Source organism: Acinetobacter sp. QJM3NY_42 (assembly GCF_056173745.1).
Window position 1 is genome coordinate 181,357 of record NZ_CM149689.1, and the last position, 15,387, is coordinate 196,743.

The window sequence follows — 15,387 nt, forward strand, 5'->3', positions numbered from 1 at the left end:
AGCTGGTGAGAGGGTTAAACCCTCTCCACCTGATTAACTATCAAGCGATTCTAAACGAATTCGCACGATTTCGCCACGAACGGCAGATAAAGCCTGAATTTTTGCAAGAGCTTCATCCATTTTTGATTCTACAATCGGATCAGTCATGATGACGATTGGAATAATATCTTTAAGGCGCGGTTGCTGCATGATGGCATCAATACTAATACCGTCACGACTTAATATGGTGGTGATATCGGCCAGAACACCAGTCTGGTCTTCAGCATCAACACGGATATAATAGCCTGTAGTCATTTCTTCGCGGCTCAGGATTGGCAGGTCAGTCAATGCCTCAAAAGCCAGCTGCGGAATAGTACCTGCACCATCTTCGGTATAGGAAATGTCCCGCACGATATCAACTACATCAGCCACTACTGCAGAGGCTGTTGGTCCGGCACCGGCACCGGCACCATAGTACAGGGTAGGGCCAACAGCATTGGCCTGAACCAGTACAGCGTTTTTCACACCATTTACATTTGCAATAAGCTGTTCCTGAGGAATCAGGGTTGGATGTACCCGTAACTCGATACCAGCACTGGTACGGCGGGCAATACCCAGATGTTTAATACGGAAACCTAGTTCTTCAGCATATTTGACATCTTGAGCAGTAATCTTGCTGATACCTTCGGTATATACCTTATCAAACTGCAGTGGGATACCGAATGCAATTGAGGCCAGTAAAGTCAGCTTGTGTGCAGCATCGATCCCTTCGACATCAAAGGTCGGGTCAGCTTCTGCATAGCCCAGATCCTGTGCTTCTTTCAGTACATCAGCAAAAGCACGGCCTTTTTCACGCATTTCGGTCAGGATAAAGTTGCCTGTACCGTTGATGATGCCAGCCAGCCAGTCAATACGGTTAGCAGCTAAACCTTCACGAATTACCTTAATAATCGGAATACCGCCCGCAACCGCAGCTTCATAAGCGATCTGTACTGCATGATCATCGGCTGCCTTGAACAGTTCATTACCATGTTCGGCCAGCAGCGCCTTATTGGCAGTAACCACCTGTTTGCCATGTTTAATGGCTTCCATGATGACTTCATAGGCCGGATGAATGCCGCCCATAAGCTCTACCACTACATCAACATCAGGCTGACGTACAATTTCAAGCAGATCAGCGCTTTGCTTGACTGCAGCCGGTAAATCCAGGTCAGGACGTGGACGGCGGGTACCGACGTGGGTGATTTGAATTTCTCGACCGGTGCGACGTTTAATTTCAGCAGCGTTTTGTTCTAATAGTTTAAGGGCTCCACCACCCACGGTCCCAAGACCGAGTATCGCCAGACGAACTGGTTTCACGTCACACTCCATACATCATTAAAAACTTGAATAGGCCTAGATCATAGCTAAAAAAACCGCCAGACTCTAGGGTGAAGATTAATTATCTTCACCTATAAAAAATATTTAGGTTTTATATAAAAATTAATTATTTAAGCGTTTTAACAGTTCGTCTGGTGCAAGGTAACCTCCTAAGTATTCACCCTCACTGTTATAAATCGCTGGTGTTCCATTAACTCCCATACGGTGGCCCAATTCATACTGTGCACGAACTGGAGTTTTACAGGTTGCAGCAGGAAGCTGTACTCCCTGAATAGCCTGCTCAAATGCAGCAGCGCGGTCTTTACTGCACCAGATACTTTCCATCGCAGGGAAAAGCTGATCTCCACGTGGCCAGGCAATATAACGTACTTCGATGCCCTTGGCGGTGATTTCATCCATATGCGCATGCAGTTTCTGGCAGTATGGACAGCTAACATCGGTAAATACGTAAATTATGTGCTGGGTTTTATTTTTAGCGGGGTAAACGATCAGATCTTCAGTTTTCAGTTCCTGTAGATAGCGTTTATTCTCAACTGATTGCAGGTTTTCACTCACACTATGCAACTCCTTGTCCCCTAGACGGATCACATCACCTTGAATCAGATATTTACCATCACTGGTGGCATAAACTGACGGCATTCCCTCGAGTGAAACCCAGTACAGGTTTGGCACTTCTGTTGCCTTGACATCAACCACTTTGGCATTAATGTTGGCCTTCTTGAAATGCTGTTGCAGTGTCTTGATCAGACGTTGCTGGGCATTACGCTCGGATAGGTTGGATGCTTCACCTGTTGCAGGAGCAGTTGCAGTTAAGGTATTGGTATTGCCTTGGTTATTCTTGTCATTAGAACAGGCGCCTAGCAGGAGAGTAGTACTCATGGCACACGCCATAAAAATTTTCGAACGGGTAAATAACATAGACAACCCTTATTTTAAACATTGTGTTATTTGAAGATGTTTAGCATAACAAAAATATGGGGCGTGAGTTCAATCTTCATGTGCTGTTTTACCAGCTTATTCTCAAGCCCTAGGATGATGAGCTGCATGCAATTGCTGCATACGGATCTGAGCTACATGAGTATAAATCTGGGTAGTGGATAAATCACTATGGCCCAGCAACATCTGTACTACACGAAGATCAGCACCATGATTAAGTAAATGTGTGGCAAAAGCATGTCTTAATGTATGTGGGGAAAGCTCTGCCTGTATACCGGCCTGAAGAGCATAACGCTTAATGGCATACCAGAAATTTTGCCGGCTCATAATTCCGCCATGCTGAGTTAAAAACAGATAGTCTGTTGCACTTTTATAGAGTTGTGGCCGTGCTTCATTGAGATATTTCTCGACCCATTCAATGGCGACCTGTCCCAAAGGAACTAAACGTTCTTTGTTGCCTTTACCGGTAATACGTAGATAGCCCTGTTTCAGATTAATCAGCTCCAGCCTTAAATTTAACAGTTCGGTGACCCGCAGTCCGCAGGCATATAGAACTTCCAGCATAGCCCGGTCTCGCAGTCCTAGTGCAGTATTGATGTCAGGTGCATGTAGCAGGTGTTCAACATCGAGTTCAGACAGATCTTTAGGAAGCGCACGGCCAAGCTTAGGCGTTTTGTGTGTAGCAACCGGATTATCGCTTCGTAATTGCTGTTCACGCATAAATTTGAAAAATGAACGTAAGGCCGACAGTGTCCGTGCAATTGAACGGGGACTTTTGCCCTGTTTGGTGAGTTCAAACAGAACATCGGCAATATCTTCACTGTTCCAGAGCGGTAGCGGAGTAGAGGGACAATATTCACTACACTGGATCAGATCGGATAAATAAGCATTCCGGGTATGCGGACTAACAGTCTGTGCAATTAAAAAATCACGAAAACCCTGTAAAAAACTTAAATGTTCCGGAATCTGCACCGGAGAGGGGATACGTGGTTTTTTATTGAGCATTTAATCTGTTCCAATCCATCTCTTTATTACTTGTCAAACTGTAGTTTAAAACAGGGTGATTGTCGATTTGTGCAGAAAAATAGAATTGAAATCGATCCCTATTTGTTAATTATTCTCATTTGTTTGTTATACTGGCCGGGCAAAAAATATTAGGATTAGATGCGGTGCGTTTATCAGAGCTAAAAGTTAAGCAAACTGCCATCATTACCAAGGTCAACCGGACTTTGGATGGCACTTCAGAGCAGTCTGACCTTGTAGCAAGCCGATTGGAAACCTTGGGCTTTGTTCCGGGAACTCAGGTTCAGGTCATTACTAAAGGGCTATTCGGTGGTGATCCAATCCTGATCCAGATTGGTTTTACCCGTTTTGCCCTGCGTAGAGCCGAAGCAGAGAAAATTGAAATCAGTAAAGAAGGAACACCTGCATGAGTGAGCCCTTACGTGTTGCCCTTGTGGGAAATCCTAACTGCGGAAAAACTTCTTTATTTAATCATTTGACCGGTACCCGCCAGAAAGTAGCCAATTATGCCGGGGTAACGGTTGAACGGAAAACCGGGTTTTTCGAGCTGCCTTCGGGTCAGCAGGTGCGTGTACTGGATTTACCTGGAACCTACAGTTTAAATGCCACCAGTCCGGATGAAGCCATTACCCGCGATGTAGTGCAAGGCAAAATTACCGAAGAAGGCCAGCAGGATGTATTTCTGTGTGTGGTGGATGCAACCAATCTGAAATTGCATTTAGGACTGGTCATGGAAATGATCGAGCTTGGCCGTCCGATTCTGCTGGTTCTAAACATGATGGATGAAGCACGTCGTCGCGGCATGCAGATCAACACACAAAAGCTCTCTGAACGCCTGGGTGTAAATGTGGTTGAAACTGTGGCTGTACGTAATGCCGGGGTTGAAAGCCTGATCAATTCACTGGATCAGCGCAAGTTTGATGTGCCACATACCGAACTCAGTGGCTTATCAGGCAGTACTCATCAAAAGATCACCCATATTTTAAAAGATGTGGTGAACTATATTGATGAGGAAGATAAACGTACCGACTTTTTTGACAAGATTTTCTTGCATCCAGTCTTGGGGCTGCTGAGTCTTGCCTTGATGATGTTTGTGATTTTTCAGGCGGTTTTTGCCTGGGCTGCGCCCTTTATGGACGGGATCGAAACTTTCTTTGGCTGGCTGGGTGAAACTATCAGTCCTTATATTTCTCAGCCACTTCTCAACAGTTTGGTGGTTGACGGTATTATTGCCGGCGCAGGCGGGGTTGTGGTGTTCTTGCCACAGATTCTGATTCTGTTTTTCTTTATTTTAGTACTGGAAGAGTCTGGATATTTACCTAGAGCAGCATTTTTGCTAGATAAACTGATGTTCAAGGCAGGACTGAGTGGCCGGGCATTTATTCCTTTACTGTCCAGCTTTGCCTGTGCAGTTCCTGGTATTATGGCAACCCGCAGTATTAGTGATCCACGTGACCGTTTAACCACTATTCTGGTGGCGCCACTGATGACCTGCTCGGCGCGACTGCCAGTTTATGCATTGTTAATTGCTGCCTTTATTCCGGAGCAGACAGTCTGGGGCTTTATGAATTTGCAGGGCTTAGTCCTGTTTGCTTTATATATGGCTGGTATTGTTAGTGCGCTCTTGGTGGCGACCATCATGAAGTTCTTCTATAAAGATAAATCTCAGCATACCTTGCTAATGGAGTTACCAAGTTACCGCTTTCCGGATATTAAAAATATCTGGATTGGTCTGCTGGACCGTGGCAAGATTTTCTTGAAGCGCGTGGGTGGCATTATCTTTGCACTGTCGGTTCTGCTCTGGTTTCTCTGTACATTTCCGCAGCCACCAGCAGGCGCGACTATGCCAGATATTGACTATAGTTTTGCCGGGATGCTTGGCCACTTGATGCAGCCAATTTTTGCCCCACTTGGCTTTAACTGGCAGATTTGTATTGCCCTGATTCCGGCCATGGCTGCGCGTGAAGTAGTGGTTGCAGCTCTTGGAACCGTTTATGCCCTGTCTGCAACCGATGAAGATGCGGTATCACAGGGACTTTCACAGCTGATCAGTGCAGATGGTAGTGGCTGGTCACTGGCCACCGGTCTGTCTCTTCTGGTATGGTTTATTTATGCCCCGCACTGCCTGGCAACACTGGCAACAGTACGCCGTGAAACCGGTTCATGGAAAACAGTGGCCTTTATGACCACATATCTGTTTGGTCTGGCATATTTTATGTCATTCCTGACCTATCAAATTGCTTCACATTATTTTGCTTAAGTGAAGAGAGGAGGTTGAGATGGTTGAAATGATTATAGTCGCGCTGGTAGTGATCTGGAGCGTAGTGGTTGTCTTCAAAAAGGTCTTCCCAAAAACTGCCAATTCGGTCTTCCTCAGCCTTTCTCGTTTCTGTGAGCAGAAACAGTGGCATACACTGGCAAAATGGTTAAAACCAAAGTCGACCAGTAGTGGCTGTGGAGGAAGCTGTGGTTGTGAGGCCAAACCAGATATGAAACAGATAAAAAATGATGAGGTAAAGCCTGTAAAATGGCACTAATCTTTAAATAACAATAACTGAAACTATAAAAAGCCGTCCAAGATGACGGCTTTTTTACGCGCTGACACAAAAAAATGAGGTTAAAAGCAAAACAGAAAAAGCTTTCAAAATCTCAAAGTGCTACCATTTCGTCAGTTTCTAAATACACATAGATGCGGGGCAAAAATGTTAATACAGCGTGGCGGATTAAAAGTCGTGGCCGGTTTGGGCATCTCGGGCGTATCTGCCGTGAATTTTCTTCATGAGCGTGGTTATCAGGTGGCTGTGACAGACTCACGGACCCATCCACCAGGACATGACCAAATTCCTGCAGGTATCCAGACCAGTTTCGGACAACTAGATACCGAGTTACTGCTACAGGCTGAAGAAATCATTTTAAGCCCCGGTCTCGCGCCACAGCTTCCTGAAATTCAGCAAGCTATAGCAAAAGGAATTCCAGTAGTAGGTGACATCCAGTTGTTGCGCCGCGCCACCGAGGTGCCAATTGTAGCGATTACCGGATCGAATGCTAAAAGTACCGTGACCACACTGATTGGTTTAATGGCAAAAGAGGCTGGGAAAAAAGTTGCAGTGGGCGGGAATTTGGGTCGTCCAGCGCTTGATTTACTTAAAGATCAGCCAGAACTGATTATTCTGGAACTATCAAGTTTTCAGTTAGAAACCACTTCACTGTTAAATGCCGAGGTGGCAGTCGTGCTTAACATGAGTGAAGATCATCTGGACCGGCATGGTGATATGCTGGGTTATCATGCAGCCAAACACCGGATTTTTCAGGGCGTTAAAAAAGTCGTCTTTAACCGTGATGATGCCTTGAGCCGCCCTTTAGTTCCTGATGCTGTGCCAGTACAAAGTTTTGGGCTGAATGCACCAGATATGAACCAGTATGGTGTACTGCGTGATACAGACGGTACACTCTGGCTAGCTCGTGGCCGCGAGCGCCTGCTGAAAAGCACAGAAATGTATATCCAGGGTACGCATAATATTGCAAATGCACTAGCCTGTCTGGCTTTAGGTGAAGCTATCGGTTTACCTTTAAATTCTATGCTAGAAACATTAAAAAGCTTTAAAGGCTTGGCTCATCGCTGTGAATATGTCGATACGGTGAATAACGTACGCTATTACAATGATTCTAAGGGAACCAATATCGGTGCAACTCTAGCGGCAATTGAGGGCTTAGGCGCAGCCATAGCACCTCGTAAAGGTAAGGTTGTGGTCATTTTAGGCGGACAGGGCAAAGGGCAGGATTTTAAGGCTCTTCGCGCAGCAGTTCAGCAATATGTCAAAACAGTGGTACTGATTGGTGAAGATGCACTGAAGATTGAACAGTCAATTGAAGGCAGTACTGAAATTCTGAAAGCTGCAACTTTACAAGAGGCGGTACAGCTATGCCATGCCAAGGCAGATGCAGAGGATGTGGTCCTGCTGTCTCCTGCATGTGCCAGCTTTGATATGTTTAAAGGTTATGATGATCGAGGTCATCAGTTTGTTGCTTGTGTAAAAGCATTGGTCTAAAAGAAAAAAGATAAGGAAAGGTCTATGGCTGGGTTTGCTCAGACAACCATTAACAAGGTCCAGCAGTGGTATGAGCGTTGTGCACCACGAATACCGGCTGAAATTACAGCGCGTAATGTTCTGATTTTCTGTGTTGTGGCATTGCTATGTCTCGGGTCGGTGATGGTTGCATCCGCCTCGATGCCCTATGCCGAGTATCTGCATGAAAATCCGTTTCATTATATTATACGTCACGCTCTTTCAATTGTAGTTGCAGCGATTGCAGCATTTCTGACTTATAAAATTGCCCTGAATGTCTGGTTTAAAAATACATTCCCATTATGGCTTATTACCATTGTATTACTAGCCGCCGTGCTGGTCATCGGGACTGAGGTAAATGGTTCTACCCGCTGGATCAGGCTGGGCGGTTTTACTTTGCAACCCACCGAAATTGCAAAGGTAATGATGGCAATTTTTACCGCAGACTATGTGGTACGCCGTGCTGAAGAAGTGCGAAATCACTGGAAAGGTCTGGTGCGTTTAGGTGCAATCATGGCTATTACTGTAGGCCTGATTGTGGCAGAGCCAGACCTCGGCGCCACGGTGGTTATTGTCATGATGATGCTGGGTATTTTCTTCTTGGCCGGTGCACCGCCACGAACCTTCCTGATCTTTTTAGGTGCCGTAGTTGCAGCAATCGTATTCCTGATCTTGTTTGAGCCTTATCGATTCCAGCGACTGATTTCTTTCGCCGACCCTTGGGCAGATCCGCTCGGTGCCGGTTATCAGTTGTCTAATGCATTGATGGCATTTGGCCGGGGGGAGTGGTTTGGAACCGGACTTGGGCATAGTGTACAAAAACTGTCTTATCTACCAGAAGCGCATACTGACTTCATGCTGGCCGTCTTGGGTGAAGAACTGGGTTTTTTTGGTATTTTTGTAGTCATTGGCCTCTCTTTTACCATGCTTGCCTGCTGTATCAAAATTGGCCATCGTGCACTGCAACATCAATACCTGCGTGCAGGCTATCTGGCTTATGGTATCAGTATTATTTTTCTGTTGCAGATTCTGGTTAATGCCGGCATGAACATGGGCCTTATGCCAACCAAAGGACTAACGCTGCCTTTCATTAGTTATGGAGGAACCTCACTCATGATGTGTGCTGTAATGATTAGCCTGATTTTAAAAATTGATGCCTCTACTCAGGTCCTCAATCCAAACCGTGAAGAATCCAGCTTTTAAATTTTCTAAATCCGGGCATGCTCCAGTACCATGCCCGGCATTTCATGGCCACAATGCAGGCATTTTACAAGTTCTCCTTTAGCCTTTGACAGGGGCAGGAGAGGTATAAAAAATAAGGAAAAATACTGACGTTGCTGCTTCAGTTCATAAGCGCTGCGTGTACGGCAAACTGGACACACAAACTGTCCATTTTCAATTGTTTTTGTTTTGGGACCGATACCGAAAATAAAAAACATCTTGCTGCTCCACTGATCTGTTCTGCTCCATTGCAGCTTACTTTTCAGATTCAAGCAATCTTTTCATGTTACAGATAGTGACCATTTAGCATCAAGCTGTGAGGTATGGCCTCAACACTCCACTGGCTAATTGCCTGTTTGAGCATTAAAGAAGGCGTATCCAAATCAACAGCAGGCTGATTTAGAGCATTTAAAGCTTTTTGTAGTAAGACAGAGGGCTGGCTTAAATCCAGTGCTAATGCCAGATTCTGTTTGGAGAGCTTTTGTCCTTGACTATTCATTGCAAGCGGAAGGTGCATATAATGCAGTACAGGATAACCCAGCACTGAACCCAGCCACATTTGCCGGACCGTATTGTCGAGCAAATCGGCACCGCGTACCACGTGAGTAACGCCCTGTAAGTAGTCATCCACTACTACAGCCAGTTGATAGTTAATAATCCCATCACGACGTTTGAGCACAAAATCACCCAAATCATAAGCCAAGTTAGAACAATGCTTGCCTTGCAGTCGATCTGTAAAGCACAGTTCTTCGTCACTTACCTTAATACGGATGGCCTGATGCTCAAATGGCAGATTGAGATGGCGGCAGGTACCTGTATAGATATGATTGGAGCCTAATATTTTACGGGTACACTGGCAGGCATAAACTAGGCCCTGCTTTCGCAATTGTGTCAAAACCGACTCATAAATATCAAGGCGGTCTTTCTGGAAAATAATATGTGAATCTACTTCGAAACCAAAGGCCTCAACGGCACAAAGGATATGCTGTTCACTACCAAGAGAGATTCTCGGGATATCTGTATCTTCAATCCGGACCAGCCATTTACCCTGTCGGGCTTTGGCATCACAGTAACTGGCCACCGCTGTAATAAGTGAGCCGAAATGTAAAGGGCCGGTTGGCGATGGCGCAAACCGACCCACGTAATGCTCTTGAACTGACATTTTCCTTTGTAAAGAAGAGATCAGAAAGGAATCACTGCTCACAGAATTAGCCGTTATTCTGCTTCTCTTTGATTTCCGCCAGTGTTTTGCAATCAATACATAACGTAGCAGTCGGACGCGCTTCTAAGCGGCGTAAACCGATCTCAATCCCGCAGGTTTCACAGAAACCATAGTCTTCATCTTTAATGGTCTGTAAAGACTGTTCAATCTTGCGGATCAGTTTACGTTCGCGGTCACGGGTCCGTAACTCGATTGCAAATTCTTCTTCTTGGGTAGCGCGGTCATTTACATCAGGCAGGGCAGTATTCTCATCTTGCATGGTGTTTAGAGTACGGTCTACTTCCGACATCAATTCAGCTTTCCACGCTTCTAGAATCTGGCGGAAATGCTCAAGCTGCCCTTCAGACATGTATTCTTCATTTTTTTTAGGCTGATAAGGCGCTATACCAAACAAGCTTGCTGTTGTACCTGCCTCTGAAGTTTTAGCTTTCGGCTTACGGGTACGTTTTGCAGCAGTTTTTTCACTATCTGCAGCTTCTGTATGTTCGTCTAAGACTTGATTGTGGTTGTCATTCGCCATATAGGGCATTCCTCATCATATACGTATATCTATACGCAAAAAATATGGTGATATGCAAGTATTATATCCATCCCCCTAGGGTGAATTTTCCCATCAGGGGCGGTCATCATATAGATATTTTAATTAAGATGATAGTCACACTCTCTCAGACTATCGGCTTAATACTAAATTTAAGGGTCTTAAATTAGCCCAAAATTTAAGAAATGAAAAGTTAATAGCCTGAAATTTCTGTCTCAATTCTGTGATGAAAATCTTTTAAGCGATGTACTTGCGTATCTAACTGGCCACTGCTGTGCAGCTTGAGTATCCGGTAGCCTGGAGCCTGCTCATCTAGCGCAAACTGGTCACTGAGTGGCTTAAACTGAACAGAGGTAGATGGGGTCGATAAAAACTGGATATTATTCCAGATATGGATGGAGTCCTGATGTACATGACCACAAATTACAGCCTGTATATTACTATGCTGAGCCAATATTTCTGTCAATTCCGGGGTATTCTTGAGTTTATGCTGGTCGATCCATCGGGATCGCATCTCGAAAGGGTGATGATGGCAGGCAATTAAGACATGCTGATGCGCATGTTGCTGAAGTTGCTGTTTAAGTGCCTTAAGCTGTGTCTGGCTAATGTGGCCATCTACTCGGCCATCCACTGCACTATTTAATAAAAACAAGCACCAGTTTCCAAGCTCGACAATACCCGGTTCATGATAACTCTGCTGAAACGGAAAATAATCAAGATCATCATGATTGCCTGGAACCTGAAAAAAGGGTATTCCTAAACCCTGCATATAGCTGAGATAACGCTGGTATGTGATGTGTTCGGGTTCCTGGGCCAAGTCTCCTGTATGAATAATCGCATCAATGTGGGGATGCTGGAGAAGAATCTGCTGTATGACTGCATGAAAGCTTTGTTCGGGGTTCATCTGTACAAATTCTTTTTCAGCTTGCCCCATCAGATGCGTATCGGTGATTTGTATGATCACCCAAGTATCTCGATGCTCCATTGAATGAGAGACTATCATCGTTATCCTTCAGTTCTTTATTATTGTGACTACATGCTGCCTAAGCCATTGCAAGGCCATGATGACTGGGGCATTACATAACCGATTCTGCTGAAATAGCGGGTCAATGTCCTGATAGTCCAAAATATGAAGACGAATATTTTCGCCTTCATCGGGCATACCAAAGATTCCTCCATTTAGATCGAGCTTTGCTTGGGCTGTATATAGATGAAATAACTCGGAGCAGGCCCCTGCAGAAGGGTAAAAGCTAAAAAGATGTTGCAGGGTGTGAATTTTGCAACCTGATTCTTCAAGACTCTCACGGTACAGACACTGTTCAGCAGATTCACCTGCATCAAGAACACCCGCAATTACTTCAAGCTGCCATGGTGATTCATGGTCATCGACAGCACCAATACGGAACTGCTCAATCAAAGCAAATTTCTGCTGTTCATCATTATAAATCAGGACACCTGCCGCCTCTGGACGATGAATCAGCTCGCGCTGTAATACAGGAGTGTAGGTATTCTCGCCAAACAGGCGATGACGCAAGGCGACTTTCTCGATCTGTATAAAACCTTGGTATACACTTTCACGTGCTTCAATCTTAACATCGGTTGCAGAATAGCTGGCCTGTTCAATGATGGTCATACGTTCAATCAGGATGAAGAAATGTTTACTTCATCCTAACTGAGATTAAGACTTACTCAAATATTTTTTTAGAAATTTAGACTTTATGATAAAGCTTCTGGCCTGCCTCATGGTAAGCCGCCTTCATCGTTTCAAAGCCTTCTTCTACCTGCTGTGCTATTTCGAGTTCTTGGTTCTTTGCCTGATTCTGAGCATAATCCCGGACATTCTGGGTAATTTTCATTGAGCAGAATTTTGGACCACACATTGAGCAAAAATGAGCTGATTTATGTGCCTCTTTGGGTAGGGTTTCGTCATGCATACTGCGGGCAGTATCAGGGTCCAGACTCAGATTAAACTGGTCATCCCAGCGAAATTCAAAGCGGGCTTTGGACAGCGCGTTATCACGCACTTGGGCTCCGGGATGGCCCTTAGCCAGATCTGCTGCATGCGCTGCAATCTTGTAAGTGATAATCCCGTCTTTTACATCTTTTTTATTTGGAAGCCCCAAGTGTTCTTTTGGCGTGACATAACACAACATGGCAGTACCGTACCAACCAATCATGGCAGCTCCAATAGCCGAGGTAATATGGTCATATCCCGGAGCAATATCGGTAGTCAGCGGCCCTAATGTATAAAATGGCGCCTCCTTACATACTTCAAGCTGCAAATCCATGTTTTCCTTGATCATATGCATAGGTACATGACCCGGGCCTTCAATCATGACCTGCACATCATGCTCCCAGGCACGTTGAGTCAGCTCGCCTAGAGTTCGTAGTTCATTAAACTGCGCTTCATCATTTGCATCCTGAATACACCCCGGACGCAAGCCATCTCCCAGACTGAAAGAAACATCATAGGCTTTCATGATTTCACAAATTTCATCGAAATGGGTATACAGAAAATTTTCCTGATGATGGGCCAGGCACCACTGTGCCATAATCGAGCCGCCACGCGATACAATACCGGTCAGACGCTGAGCAGTCAGTGGAACATATCGCAGTAATACGCCAGCATGAATAGTAAAGTAATCAACACCCTGTTCAGCCTGTTCAATCAAGGTGTCTTTAAAAATTTCCCAAGTCAGGTCTTCGGCTACTCCATTTACTTTCTCCAGCGCCTGATAAATTGGAACAGTTCCAATCGGTACCGGTGAGTTACGGATAATCCATTCCCGGGTTTCATGTATGTTTTTACCAGTCGACAGATCCATAATGGTATCGGCGCCCCAGCGGGTTGCCCATGTCATTTTAGAAACTTCTTCATCAATTGATGAGCCCAGAGCCGAATTCCCGATATTGGCATTGATTTTGACCAGAAAGTTACGACCGATGATCATCGGTTCAATTTCTGGATGATTAATATTGGCAGGAATAATGGCCCGACCTGCTGCTACCTCCTGACGCACGAACTCTGGCGTGATTTCACGTAAATTCTGTGCACCGAAGTTCTGGCCACTATGCTGTCGGGTGTCAACGCCGTGACACTGACGCTGATTTTCACGAATAGCAATATATTCCATTTCTGGCGTAATAATACCCTGTTTTGCATAGTGCATCTGGGTAACATTTTTACCTGCTTTAGCACGACGGGGCTGTGAGATATGGGCAAAGCGGATTTCGGCAGTAGTAATATCTTTTAAGCGCGCCTGTCCGAACTCTGAAGAAAGCTGGTTCAGGACTTCGGTGTCTGCACGCTCTTCAATCCATCGTTTACGTACATCTGGCAGGCCCTGCTTCAGGTCAATCTTGATTCTCGGATCGGTATAAACACCCGATGTATCGTAGACCATAACTGGTGGGTTGTGTTCACCGCCTAGACCGGTTGGGGTGTCGGTCAGACTGATTTCACGCATGGGAACCTGAATGTCGGGACGTGAACCTTGTATATAGACTTTTCTTGAAGCAGGCAAAATACGGGTCAGTTCTTTGGCTTCTTGCTCATGCTGACTAGATAAAGGTAAAGAAGAATGATTCGTTAACTGGTTCATGTACATGATCCTTATGAATGATATCAACGAATCAAGCACGACCAAAAACGGTGGCAGATTTATCCTGTAAGAATAAAAGAAGAGCTTCAGTTTTTAGATGGCTTGATTCCTACGCAGGTCTTAACCTGATCAGGTTCAACGGTACTCATGATCAATTCCTGAAAAAAGGAATTACATGATCTCAGCGAGTAATTACTCGCGCTCCGTCAAGCATGTAAAGATCTTAGCATGGATTTTCAGAATGAACAGCCATGCTTGAAGTAACAATGTAGTTCTTTGGTCTTAATAACTTATACAGACAGCATCACTAAAACAGTCACGATATTGGTCACGTGGGGAGTTAGCATAAGGGTCACGTAACTGAACATATTTTTCCAGCTGCCGTAAGGTCAAAATATTTTCCTGTCCTGAAAGACGTTCCGGTGCAGTCAGCTGAACTTTTATTTTCTGATTACGCTGGGCGGGTGACATCTCTACAAATTCTAAAAAACGTTTGGCCTGGGCGGCCAGTTCCGAGTCGCGCTGTTTAGCAACTTGCTGAATTACAGTCAGTGCATCTGGCCGTATAGAAAGCTCACCAGTATAGGTATCAGAGATTGGGGTGTTATTCATACCTTTAAATAGGAATGAGGTATAAAGTGAAAGCAGCAGTCTGGCATCATCTATAAAGCTGCTATTCGGATATTGCTTGACATAACTTTCCCAGAACTGTGCACGCTGTGCGATTTCATCCCAAGAAATTGTCAGTGCGCCATCACGCAGAGGACTCTGCTGGTTCTGGCTAGCCAGTTTTTCAATAAAGATTCGCTCGGCAGTCGGTAAATAGGGGGCAAAAATCTGTGCCAGATATTGTGGCTGGCGGCGATAACTGAACATGCCTTCTCCACCATCATATAGCTCATAATATACTTTGCCCTGATGCTTGAGCAGGTACTGATCACGCGGTGAAAATTTTTCGGTATAACTCTGCTGTAACGTCGGATGAGGGGACTGGTTAAAAGCATAGTCTTCAAATGCTGTCTGCTGTTCAGGAGTACGCTTAACTGTCAAAAAGCGCTGATACACGGCATTCGAGGCTTTGAGAATCTGTTTTTGCTGTTCAAATTTTAGCTGTGGCAAACAGGTTTTAATTTGTGCATTGACTTGATCTAAGGACTCTACTGTACTTTCCGAATTAATTTTCTGCATCTGTTCTGCCAGGTTCAGGCAGCGGGTATCATCCTGTTGTGGAGCAATACGGGTAGGAGGCGGCGTTTCTTGCTTGGCTGTTTTCTCCATTTCGGGCTTCTGGCAGCCAGCCATAGCTAACACCAGCAGGGAGAGAGAAAGATAAGCAAGAGGCTTCATACGTTTTTTCCTCCAAGGCGGGGGACTACTTGACTCAGGTTGTATGATGCGTGAGCAAGACAACAGCGTACT

At 45.1% G+C, this 15,387-nt stretch carries 15 protein-coding genes and 1 riboswitch; of the genes, 5 read left to right on the top strand and 10 right to left on the bottom strand.

Going from position 1 to position 15,387, the window contains the following annotated elements; translation table 11 throughout:
• Positions 1 to 33: 33 nt before the first annotated feature.
• The 3 genes from AC0VYT_RS00830 to xerD form a co-directional block, all read right to left on the bottom strand.
• Positions 34 to 1,338 (bottom strand): homoserine dehydrogenase, encoded by a 1,305-nt coding sequence (locus AC0VYT_RS00830; RefSeq protein ID WP_005017143.1) that lies wholly within the window; start codon positions 1,336 to 1,338, stop codon positions 34 to 36.
• Positions 1,339 to 1,461: 123 nt separating this feature from the next.
• A complete protein-coding gene (locus AC0VYT_RS00835) occupies positions 1,462 to 2,277 on the bottom strand; it encodes a DsbC family protein (RefSeq protein ID WP_005017141.1) in 816 nt (271 codons plus the stop codon).
• Between the two features lie 102 nt (positions 2,278 to 2,379).
• Entirely contained in the window at positions 2,380 to 3,300 is a 921-nt protein-coding gene (xerD, locus tag AC0VYT_RS00840) for a site-specific tyrosine recombinase XerD (protein WP_005017135.1), read from the bottom strand.
• A 164-nt stretch (positions 3,301 to 3,464) separates the two neighbouring features.
• Between xerD and AC0VYT_RS00845 the strand changes: the two genes are divergently transcribed.
• The 5 genes from AC0VYT_RS00845 to ftsW all read left to right on the top strand — a co-directional run bounded on the left by AC0VYT_RS00845 (position 3,465) and on the right by ftsW (position 8,588).
• Positions 3,465 to 3,728 carry a FeoA family protein gene (locus AC0VYT_RS00845; protein ID WP_005017133.1) on the top strand — a complete coding sequence of 88 codons (264 nt, stop codon included), beginning with the start codon at positions 3,465 to 3,467 and terminating at the stop codon, positions 3,726 to 3,728.
• Entirely contained in the window at positions 3,725 to 5,578 is a 1,854-nt protein-coding gene (feoB, locus tag AC0VYT_RS00850; RefSeq protein ID WP_005017131.1) for a ferrous iron transport protein B, read from the top strand. The genes AC0VYT_RS00845 and feoB overlap by 4 nt, the downstream gene beginning before the upstream one ends.
• Positions 5,579 to 5,597: 19 nt before the next feature.
• Positions 5,598 to 5,855, top strand: a complete 258-nt coding sequence (locus AC0VYT_RS00855) for a DUF6587 family protein (RefSeq protein ID WP_005017129.1) — start codon at positions 5,598 to 5,600, stop codon at positions 5,853 to 5,855.
• 165 nt (positions 5,856 to 6,020) lie between these two features.
• Complete coding sequence (gene murD, locus AC0VYT_RS00860) at positions 6,021 to 7,367, top strand: UDP-N-acetylmuramoyl-L-alanine--D-glutamate ligase (RefSeq protein ID WP_005017127.1); 1,347 nt, start codon at positions 6,021 to 6,023, stop codon at positions 7,365 to 7,367.
• A 24-nt stretch (positions 7,368 to 7,391) separates the two neighbouring features.
• The gene (gene ftsW, locus AC0VYT_RS00865) at positions 7,392 to 8,588 is read left to right on the top strand and encodes a putative lipid II flippase FtsW (RefSeq protein WP_005017125.1); all 1,197 of its coding nucleotides are present in this window, start codon (positions 7,392 to 7,394) and stop codon (positions 8,586 to 8,588) included.
• Positions 8,589 to 8,593: 5 nt separating this feature from the next.
• Here ftsW and AC0VYT_RS00870 read toward each other — a convergent pair whose 3' ends face one another.
• The 7 genes from AC0VYT_RS00870 to AC0VYT_RS00900 form a co-directional block, all read right to left on the bottom strand.
• Entirely contained in the window at positions 8,594 to 8,824 is a 231-nt protein-coding gene (locus AC0VYT_RS00870) for a zinc-ribbon domain-containing protein (protein WP_005017124.1), read from the bottom strand.
• 68 nt (positions 8,825 to 8,892) lie between these two features.
• A complete protein-coding gene (gene gluQRS, locus AC0VYT_RS00875) occupies positions 8,893 to 9,768 on the bottom strand; it encodes a tRNA glutamyl-Q(34) synthetase GluQRS (protein WP_034430610.1) in 876 nt (291 codons plus the stop codon).
• A 46-nt stretch (positions 9,769 to 9,814) separates the two neighbouring features.
• On the bottom strand, positions 9,815 to 10,348 hold the full coding sequence (gene dksA, locus AC0VYT_RS00880; RefSeq protein ID WP_005017118.1) for an RNA polymerase-binding protein DksA: 534 nt from the start codon (positions 10,346 to 10,348) through the stop codon (positions 9,815 to 9,817).
• 211 nt (positions 10,349 to 10,559) lie between these two features.
• Positions 10,560 to 11,369, bottom strand: coding sequence for a 3',5'-cyclic-AMP phosphodiesterase (gene cpdA, locus AC0VYT_RS00885; RefSeq protein WP_005017116.1), 810 nt, complete (start codon positions 11,367 to 11,369; stop codon positions 10,560 to 10,562).
• 9 nt (positions 11,370 to 11,378) lie between these two features.
• Positions 11,379 to 11,999 (bottom strand): NUDIX domain-containing protein, encoded by a 621-nt coding sequence (locus AC0VYT_RS00890; protein WP_005017114.1) that lies wholly within the window; start codon positions 11,997 to 11,999, stop codon positions 11,379 to 11,381.
• A gap of 76 nt (positions 12,000 to 12,075) precedes the next feature.
• A complete protein-coding gene (thiC, locus tag AC0VYT_RS00895) occupies positions 12,076 to 13,968 on the bottom strand; it encodes a phosphomethylpyrimidine synthase ThiC (protein WP_005017112.1) in 1,893 nt (630 codons plus the stop codon).
• An 89-nt stretch (positions 13,969 to 14,057) separates the two neighbouring features.
• Positions 14,058 to 14,184, bottom strand: a riboswitch (TPP riboswitch).
• 66 nt (positions 14,185 to 14,250) lie between these two features.
• On the bottom strand, positions 14,251 to 15,315 hold the full coding sequence (locus tag AC0VYT_RS00900) for a hypothetical protein (RefSeq protein ID WP_005017110.1): 1,065 nt from the start codon (positions 15,313 to 15,315) through the stop codon (positions 14,251 to 14,253).
• Positions 15,316 to 15,387: the final 72 nt, after the last annotated feature.

Bases quoted from the DNA above. Each gene is read 5' to 3' on its own strand.
- thiC (WP_005017112.1), bottom strand. From the start codon at position 13,968: ATGAACCAGTTAACGAATCATTCTTCTTTACCTTTATCTAGTCAGCAT.
- gluQRS (WP_034430610.1), bottom strand. From the start codon at position 9,768: ATGTCAGTTCAAGAGCATTACGTGGGTCGGTTTGCGCCATCGCCAACC.
- ftsW (WP_005017125.1), top strand. From the start codon at position 7,392: ATGGCTGGGTTTGCTCAGACAACCATTAACAAGGTCCAGCAGTGGTAT.
- AC0VYT_RS00870 (WP_005017124.1), bottom strand. From the start codon at position 8,824: ATGTTTTTTATTTTCGGTATCGGTCCCAAAACAAAAACAATTGAAAAT.
- dksA (WP_005017118.1), bottom strand. From the start codon at position 10,348: ATGGCGAATGACAACCACAATCAAGTCTTAGACGAACATACAGAAGCT.
- feoB (WP_005017131.1), top strand. From the start codon at position 3,725: ATGAGTGAGCCCTTACGTGTTGCCCTTGTGGGAAATCCTAACTGCGGA.
- AC0VYT_RS00835 (WP_005017141.1), bottom strand. From the start codon at position 2,277: ATGTTATTTACCCGTTCGAAAATTTTTATGGCGTGTGCCATGAGTACT.
- AC0VYT_RS00855 (WP_005017129.1), top strand. From the start codon at position 5,598: ATGGTTGAAATGATTATAGTCGCGCTGGTAGTGATCTGGAGCGTAGTG.
- AC0VYT_RS00900 (WP_005017110.1), bottom strand. From the start codon at position 15,315: ATGAAGCCTCTTGCTTATCTTTCTCTCTCCCTGCTGGTGTTAGCTATG.
- murD (WP_005017127.1), top strand. From the start codon at position 6,021: ATGTTAATACAGCGTGGCGGATTAAAAGTCGTGGCCGGTTTGGGCATC.
- xerD (WP_005017135.1), bottom strand. From the start codon at position 3,300: ATGCTCAATAAAAAACCACGTATCCCCTCTCCGGTGCAGATTCCGGAA.
- AC0VYT_RS00890 (WP_005017114.1), bottom strand. From the start codon at position 11,999: ATGACCATCATTGAACAGGCCAGCTATTCTGCAACCGATGTTAAGATT.
- cpdA (WP_005017116.1), bottom strand. From the start codon at position 11,369: ATGATAGTCTCTCATTCAATGGAGCATCGAGATACTTGGGTGATCATA.